At 29.1% G+C, this 8,296-nt stretch carries 5 protein-coding genes; 4 read left to right on the top strand and 1 reads right to left on the bottom strand.

The genetic code is table 11. From position 1 onward, the window contains the following. Positions 1–343: 343 nt before the first annotated feature. Positions 344–2,251, top strand: a complete 1,908-nt coding sequence (locus Q0649_RS21640; RefSeq protein WP_298846797.1) for a GGDEF domain-containing phosphodiesterase — start codon at positions 344–346, stop codon at positions 2,249–2,251. Between the two features lie 278 nt (positions 2,252–2,529). Here the strand turns inward: Q0649_RS21640 and Q0649_RS21645 are convergent, their stop codons facing one another. Next, positions 2,530–3,441 carry a transposase gene (locus Q0649_RS21645; RefSeq protein WP_298846799.1) on the bottom strand — a complete coding sequence of 304 codons (912 nt, stop codon included), beginning with the start codon at positions 3,439–3,441 and terminating at the stop codon, positions 2,530–2,532. A 333-nt stretch (positions 3,442–3,774) separates the two neighbouring features. On the opposite strand from Q0649_RS21645, the gene Q0649_RS21650 reads away from it, so the two are divergent. The 3 genes from Q0649_RS21650 to Q0649_RS21660 form a co-directional block, all read left to right on the top strand. Next, positions 3,775–4,722 (top strand): serine hydrolase, encoded by a 948-nt coding sequence (locus Q0649_RS21650; RefSeq protein WP_298846801.1) that lies wholly within the window; start codon positions 3,775–3,777, stop codon positions 4,720–4,722. A 413-nt stretch (positions 4,723–5,135) separates the two neighbouring features. Beyond that, positions 5,136–6,860 (top strand): phospho-sugar mutase, encoded by a 1,725-nt coding sequence (locus Q0649_RS21655; protein ID WP_298846803.1) that lies wholly within the window; start codon positions 5,136–5,138, stop codon positions 6,858–6,860. A 392-nt stretch (positions 6,861–7,252) separates the two neighbouring features. Then, a partial coding sequence (locus Q0649_RS21660; protein WP_367179439.1) for a PD-(D/E)XK nuclease family protein occupies positions 7,253–8,296 on the top strand: 1,044 nt, incomplete at its 3' end.

The following is an 8,296-nucleotide window of genomic DNA, read 5'->3' on the forward strand; positions in this document are numbered from 1 at the left end:
GACGGTTAGCAAGCAATTAGATAATTAGATCGGGAATAAGGGGGGACGGTTAGCAATTAATTAGATAATTAGATAGGGAGTAAGGGGGGACGGTTAACAAGCAATTAGATAATTAGATAGGGAGTAAAGAGGGACGGTTAGCATTTAAACTAATATTGTACTAAAAAGGCAATTGACATACGGTTATATTAAAAAAATAAAGTTATATTGTAAAAAACGGTTAATAAAAATATAAATTTTACGATAGTAATAGTAATATCATTATTAAGAAATTTTAAGATGCAAAATATATATTATAAAATTATACCCAATTTATTTATACATTAATACTGGAGGGATATAAGTGAATATAGAAAAAACAGCTAAAAAGAGAATAAGTAATTTCATGAAAAAAATATATAAAATTTTTTCAAATAAATTAACTAAGAAAGAAAAAGACAGGTTTCGTAAATTACAAAAAAAATATAAAAAGTTTTATATTACATGTGGACAAGCAAGCGCGGTAAAAGAGAAACTAAGGGTGCAATATGACGAAATTCATGAAAAGCTAGCGATAATTGATAAAAGTGAAGAAAGATACAAATTGACTTTAGATTCTATAAATGATGCTATGTGGGAGATTGACTTAATAACTAAAATGTTTTCTTCGTCTGATAAATTTAATGACATTACGGGATATGATAAAGAAGGATCAAATTCTGTTGAAGATATAATGAAACTTGTTTTAGAAGAAGATAGGAAAATTGTATTAAATGATTTTATGGATCTTATTAATGGCGGAATCTTATATTATCAATGTAGATTAAAACTTAATTTTAATGGAACAAACAATAGATGGTTTTTGGTTAGAAGTATGTGTCTTAGGGATGCGAGAGGTGTTGCGATAAAAATTGTAGGATCTATTTTAGGAATAGCTATTCAAAGAAATTTTGAAGAAGAAATTAACAAATTAAAATATTATGACATATTAACAGACACACCTAATAGAAAATTATTTATTAGCACATTAGAAAATGAGATTGTTAAAGCAAAGGAGAATTATAAACAAATTAAACATGCTGTATTGTTTATTGATTTAGATGATTTTAAAGAAATAAATGATACCTTAGGTCATAACTATGGAGATGAATTATTAATAAATGTAGCAAATTTGATTAAAGCTACTATAGCAGATGGTGATATTCTTTCAAGAGTAGGCGGGGATGAATTTTTTATTTTAATGAGAAGTATTAAAGAGTACTCTGAAATAAGTGAATTATGTGTAAAACTGCAAAGCTTACTAAATTGTGCAATAAGAATAGATGATAAACATGTATATACTTCAGCAAGTATTGGTATTACAATATTTCCGAATGATGGATGCGATACTAATTTGTTATTAAAAAATGCAGATACTGCTATGTATAGTGCTAAAAATAATGGTAAAGCAAGATACTCTTTCTTTAATGAAAATATGAGCAATATAATTGTAAGACGTGCTGAAATAGAAAAAGGATTAAGAAATGCTTTAGCTAATAATGAGTTTGAAATGTATTATCAACCACAAATAGATATTATAAACAATAAATTAAAAGGATTTGAAGCACTTTTAAGGTGGAATAGTGCAAAACTTGGAAGAGTATCACCTGCAGAGTTTATACCAGTGGCAGAGAAAAGTGGACTAATAGTTTCTATTGGTGACTGGATTATAAAAATGGTGTGCCAACAAAACAGTTTATGGAAAAGTAAAGGATATTTATATGATACTATTGCAATAAATTTATCTGGAATTCAATTACAAAATGATGGTTTTGAAGAAACTCTAATAAACATTATAAATGAAACAAAAATAAACCCAAAATTTGTGGAACTTGAAATTACAGAAAGTATTTTCATGAAGGACTTTGATCGCAGCATTAAACTATTAACTGCGATAAGAGAATTGGGTGTAACTATTGCTTTAGATGATTTTGGAACGGGATATTCATCTCTTAGTTATTTGAAACGTCTACCTATAACTACGTTAAAGATAGACAAGTCATTTATAGACAATATTGATACAAATGAGCGAGAAAAAGTTATTGTAGATGGAATAATATTACTTGCACAAAAAATAGGTCTAGATGTAATTGCAGAGGGAGCTGAAAATAAAAATCAAATTGAACTGTTAAAGGGAATGGGATGTAATCAAATACAAGGGTATTATTTTAGTAAACCTTTATCAGCATATGAAATTGAAGAAAAATTCTTACGAACCAATTGTATTAATTAATAAAAAACGGTTAGAGGTAGGGGACGGTTAACAAGTAATTAATAATTAAATGAATCAAATGAGTGGGACGGTTAACTATTAATTAGATAATTAGAGATTAGTGAGTTTTGATGAAAATCTGTACAGTAGCATTATTTATAGTATTATATTGACTTATTTTTATCACTAATAAGTTAAATAGTTTATTTTAATAAGCTTGTCCGAGTATTTTAGATTAATAATATTTAATTATTGTTATGTTAATTTTTTGACTTATTATATTAACGAGTGGACTATAATTAAGCATAACATTTAATAAAATCATCAATAATATTTTCAAATTTTTTATTTGTACCAATTAAGTCAATTCCAATAGTGCTTAACGTCGATACTCTGGCAGTTGTAATGTTACCAAGTGCGCCCGAGATATCACTCGATGTAAAATTACACAGACTCCTCATTAGCACAACCACTAATGCTTTCGCTTGAACAAGCTTTCTACTGTACTTCATGTGAAGATGAACCCTTGGTACGTTCATTTTTGACGATATGAAATCTAATATATCCTCGGGCTTAAAGTTTCTTACAAGCAGATTTCTTTCAGTGTTATAATCTGAATTTTCATCTTCAAATTCTATTTCTTGCATCAATTTTTCTTCATTACACGTAAAAATAAGATTATAGTAATTTCTTCTTGCACTTTTAATGTTTTCTCCAAAAAGGCTCATCACAAATCTGAAATCAACCAACTTGAAGTAATCACGCCTTTTTCCTATAAATATTGCTAAGCTAGAAAAAACATATAGTTCAGGGCAATTTTTATAGTCAACTATATCTGTAGGGTTATTATGTATATATAGTGATAGAGTCCTCAAATACCTATCATTGGCAACTATTAAACTTTTAAATCTATCTCTAAAAAGATGACCTTCCCGACCATGTTTTTTATTATAATACATTGCATAAGAAAAATTTATACCATGCATTATTTTGGATATATCGGATCCATTGGCATCAATGATTAAGTGTAAATGATTATCCATTAGACAATACCCGTAAAGCTTAAAATTATAAAGAGTTTTATACTTTTTTGTAAGAGCTAGATACTTCTTTTTATCCTCATCATCCTTGAACAAAGATACCTCAGTTATACTTTTGCACATAACATGATATATTGATTCATCGCTTTTTAATCTAAACGTTCTTGGCATAAAGAATCACCCTTTCTAATATCAATTTGTTTGAATTATTGACTATACACCAGGATATTATTCATATTTGAAATACATTATCAAATTAGACGAATTAATTGCTAACCGTCCCCAGTTTATCAGTTCAAGTAGTTCAATAATTAGTTGCTAACCGTCCCTAACTAAAAATAGACTTTACAAATAAATAAATGTAAATAACAGTGAAATATAAGGTATAATGTAAATAATAAAATAAATTTATAATTTGTTAGCATAAATACAGCTTAAATGACATATTAAAACATATAGTAGGGCAGTTCTAAGATCACTGAAAAGGAGGAGGGGTAAGGGTGGATGCAGAATAAGAATATTAAGATTTTAATAGCAATAATAATATTTTTTTCAGTAGTGAGTATAAGTAAAAATCGGGTAGTAGCGACGAAAAGTATTTATACCACAAATCATACATCTATTAACAATAAAAGTAATAATTACGGATTGTCTAAGGACGTACCGAAGTCACATACTTTATTAGGAAACAAACAAAGTAATACAAAAGAAAATATTCTAAAACAAACTAATTTAGACAATTTAGAGAAAAAAATTAAAATATTATTGGGTGATAATATTGATAAATTTGGGATGGTCTACTATGACATTAATTCTAAAAAATTCATTGAGATTAATCCAGATAAGCAGTTTGTAGCAGCAAGTACTATAAAAGTACCTATAAATATGCTCATGTATGATATGATTCAAGATGAAAAACTAGATATAAAGGAAAAGATAGCATATCAAGATGTAGATTTCGAAGATGGTGCTGGAATACTTCAAGGAATGGACTTAAGTAAACCAATTGCCATAAAAACATTAAGTGATTATTCTATAATATATTCGGACAATATAGCAATAAATATGATTTTAAGAAAAATAGGCAACCAAAATAAATATGACTATATTGAAAAAATTGTTGGGCATCCTATAGCTCATAAAGAAAATAATATTACATCAAAGGATTATTTTAAAATATTAGAGAGATTATATTTAAATCCTGATGAGAATAAATATTATAGTTCTATGATTGAAACTATGGAAAAGACAAAATGCAATGACAGAATAGACAAGTATATTCCACACCAAATAGTAGCACATAAAATTGGAGACTATGCATCATGTGTAAACGATACAGCTATTATATATAAGGATAATCCATATATTCTTGTTGTGTTTACAAAAGAACTTCCTCAGGCAAAAGAAATTATTGCTAAGGTATCAAAAATGATTTATGACGCTCAAGAATGACCAGCAAAGATTGGGGACGGTTAGCAACTAATTGAAGAATTGAAGGAAAACGAAACTTGAGGGACGGTTAACAACTAATTGAAGAATTGAAGGAAAGCGAAACCTGAGGGACGGTTAATAACTAATTGATAATTGACAAATCGTTCATAAATTAGATTCCACTAATAACTTCAGAAGGAAAAATAATAGTTTTTTTGTATAGAAATGATCAAATATAATCACATTCAAGGAGGGGCACCTTCTGAAGATTATTAATGTATCTTATATTCTATGCTGTAAAAGGTAAAGTGTTACATATAACAAACATAATTTGTAAAAAAAGATGTTTAAATATGTTTTTAGATATTTTAAATGTTGAAGATATACTGTATAATGTAATCAAATGGTAATTATTTGGAAAGGTGTGATTTAGGATGACTTATATAAAAAGATACGAAGAATGGGTAAATAATAAGTACTTTGATGAAGAGACACGAGAAGAATTAAAATCCATAAAAAATGATGACAAGGAGATTGAAGACAGATTTTATATGGATTTAGAGTTTGGTACTGCAGGTTTAAGAGGAAAGTTAGGTGCAGGACTTAACCGAATGAATATATATATTATTTCAAGGGCAACGCAAGGGCTTGCAGATTATATTAAGGAATATGGAAAAGAATATATGGATAGAGGTGTAGCAATAGCTTATGACTGCAGACATTATTCTGTTAAATTTGCAGCTACAGCAGCACAAGTATTAGCAGCAAATGGAATTAAAGCATATTTATTTGAAGAATTAAGACCTACGCCAGAACTATCTTATGCAGTAAGAACGTTACATACAGCTGCTGGAATTGTTGTGACTGCTAGTCATAACCCTAAAGAATATAATGGATACAAGGTTTATTGGGAAGATGGTGCACAAATTTTATCATCTACTGCAAAGGGAATAACAGAAAAAATCAAGAGTATTACAGACTTTAGTACTATAAAAGTTATGGATATTGAGGAAGCAAAGGAAAAAGGGTTAATAGTAATACTTGGAAAAGCAATGGATGATGAGTATATGGAGAAAGTAAAGGGACTAGCTATAAGAGACAATATAGATAAAGATATTAAAATTGTATACACTCCTCTAAATGGTACTGGAAATGTGCCTGTAAGAAGGGTTCTTAAGGAAAGAGGATTTACTAATATAATAGTAGTACCAGAGCAAGAAAAGCCAGATCCAGATTTTACAACTGTTGGATATCCTAATCCCGAGGATGTAAAAGCCTTCAAATATGCAAGAGCACTTGGGAAAAAAGAAGGGGCAGAATTGTTAATAGCTACTGACCCCGATTGTGATAGACTTGCAATAATGGTTAGAGATTCGCATGGCGAATATGTTGCATTTAATGGTAATCAAACAGGGGCTATACTAATAAAGTATGTTATTGAGGGAATGAAAGAAAAAGGCACACTTCCTAAAAATGCTGCTATAGTTAAATCTTTAGTAACAGGAGATTTAGGCAAGGCAATAGCTAAAAAATATGGTGTAGAAACTTTTGAAGTACTTACAGGCTTCAAAAATATTTGTAGCAAAATTCAAGATTTTAAAAAGGATAATAGCTTTGAGTTTATATTCGGATATGAGGAAAGTATCGGTTATGTTGCTGGGACTTTTGTTCGTGATAAGGATGCAGTTATAGCGTCAATGCTTTTATGTGAGGCAGCGGCTTATTATAAATCAAAAGGCAAAACGTTATTAGATATATTAAATGAGATTTATGTAGAGTTTGGATATTATAGAGAAAACCTAATATCTTTAGTTTTAGAAGGTATAGAAGGACAAGAAAGAATTTCTAGAATGATGGAAGAATACAGAAAAGATTATTTATTAACAATAGGTAGTTCAAAGCTTACAAAGTTTATAGATTATGAAGCTGAGAAATCTTATGACATCTTAAATGGCACAGAAGAACCTAGTGGAATAGAAAAATCTAACGTACTTAAATTCTATTTTGATGATGATAGCTGGTATGCAGTAAGACCTTCAGGTACAGAACCAAAAATTAAAATATATATGTACTCTAAAGGAAAAACTCTAAAAGCTGCAGAAGATAAACTAGTGGAAATGGAAAAAGTTATAATAGCGAAACTTCAAAGCACAAAATAGAAATAAAGAACAAGCTAGAAATATAAATAAAACAATTTAATAAAAGGGTTCATGTAATGCTTAAACATATTCTAATGCACTACATGGATCCTTTTATATGCTTTGATTTATTTTAAATATAGTGCACGGAGAGCTTGTCCCATGTAGTCCACCATGAAAACAAGCAAATTGAGTAAAGAATTACAAAAACGGAATTAAAAAAAAACTAATGTTTTTGATATTTTTAGTCCGAAATATCGTCAACAAAAACTGATGATATTCATTAAGACAAATCATACATGGTATAATATATATAAAAGATATATTAAAAATATTTTAAAATAAATAACATGCAAGTACATTAGTTTATTTATAGAATTTGTCTAAATTATAAAAGGAAGGGACGTGTTTTTGTGAGTTTGAGATTTATCTATGGAGGAGCTGGAAAGGGTAAAAGTACTTTCTGTTTAGATGATATAAAGCGCAGGCAAAAGGAAGAAACGGAGAAACCTCTAGTACTTTTGGTCCCAGAACAATTCTCTTTTCAAGCTGAAAAAAATCTTATAAAAGTAGTTGGATCAACAGGAATAAAAAATGTCCAAGTACTTAGTTTTAATAGATTAGCATACAAAGTATTTAGTGAAGTTGGAGGCATAACCCTTAAACCTATGGATACATCAGGAAAGGCAATGCTTATTCATAGTATACTTCAAAAGAATGGAGAAGAATTCAAGGTGTTTAAAGGAGCATCAAGGCAAAGGGGCTTTGTAGATAATGTAGCTAGCGTTATCACTGAGTTTAAAAAATATGGGATTTCGATTGCTGATCTAAATAAGGTAAAAGAAGATTTAGGCGAGAATCCATTACTTATAGATAAAATAATAGATTTATCTCTTATATATGGAGAGTTTGATAATATTTTAAACATAAATTATGTGGATCCTGACGATGATTTGACTCGTTTATGTAGTCGTCTTGATGAATGTAACATTTTTGATGGAGCGGAGTTCTGGCTTGATGAGTTTACAGGATTTACACCACAGCAATATGGAGTACTAGAAAAGTTGTATAAAAAGGCTAATAGAATAAATATAACTTTGCCTCTAAAAAGCTCGGAGCATTCAAAATTTATGGAGCCCTCTGATGCATTTTATTCTATAAAGTTTACAGAAGATAATCTTTTAAATTTGGCGAATGAGAGTGGGACAAGCATAGAAGCACCTATAGAACTACAAGGCAATAAAGAGTCTAAATTTAAAGATAATATTGAACTTTCGTTTCTTGAGAAGAATTATTTTGCATTTCCTTATACGCCATTAGTAAATAAATGTGAAAATATAAAGATATTTAAAGCCCTTAATGGTTACAGTGAAGTAGAATATGTAGCAAGGGATATCCTAAAAATATGTAGAGATGAGAATATAAGATTTAACAAAATAGCAGTAGTTACTAGAGAT

Origin of the sequence: uncultured Clostridium sp., from assembly GCF_937920395.1 — a bacterium.
GTDB lineage: Bacteria > Bacillota > Clostridia > Clostridiales > Clostridiaceae > Clostridium_AD.

What these genes read in the sequence shown, in the direction of transcription:
- Q0649_RS21645 (WP_298846799.1), bottom strand. Translation starts at nt 3,441, where the DNA reads ATGCCAAGAACGTTTAGATTAAAAAGCGATGAATCAATATATCATGTT.
- Q0649_RS21650 (WP_298846801.1), top strand. Translation starts at nt 3,775, where the DNA reads ATGCAGAATAAGAATATTAAGATTTTAATAGCAATAATAATATTTTTT.
- Q0649_RS21655 (WP_298846803.1), top strand. Translation starts at nt 5,136, where the DNA reads ATGACTTATATAAAAAGATACGAAGAATGGGTAAATAATAAGTACTTT.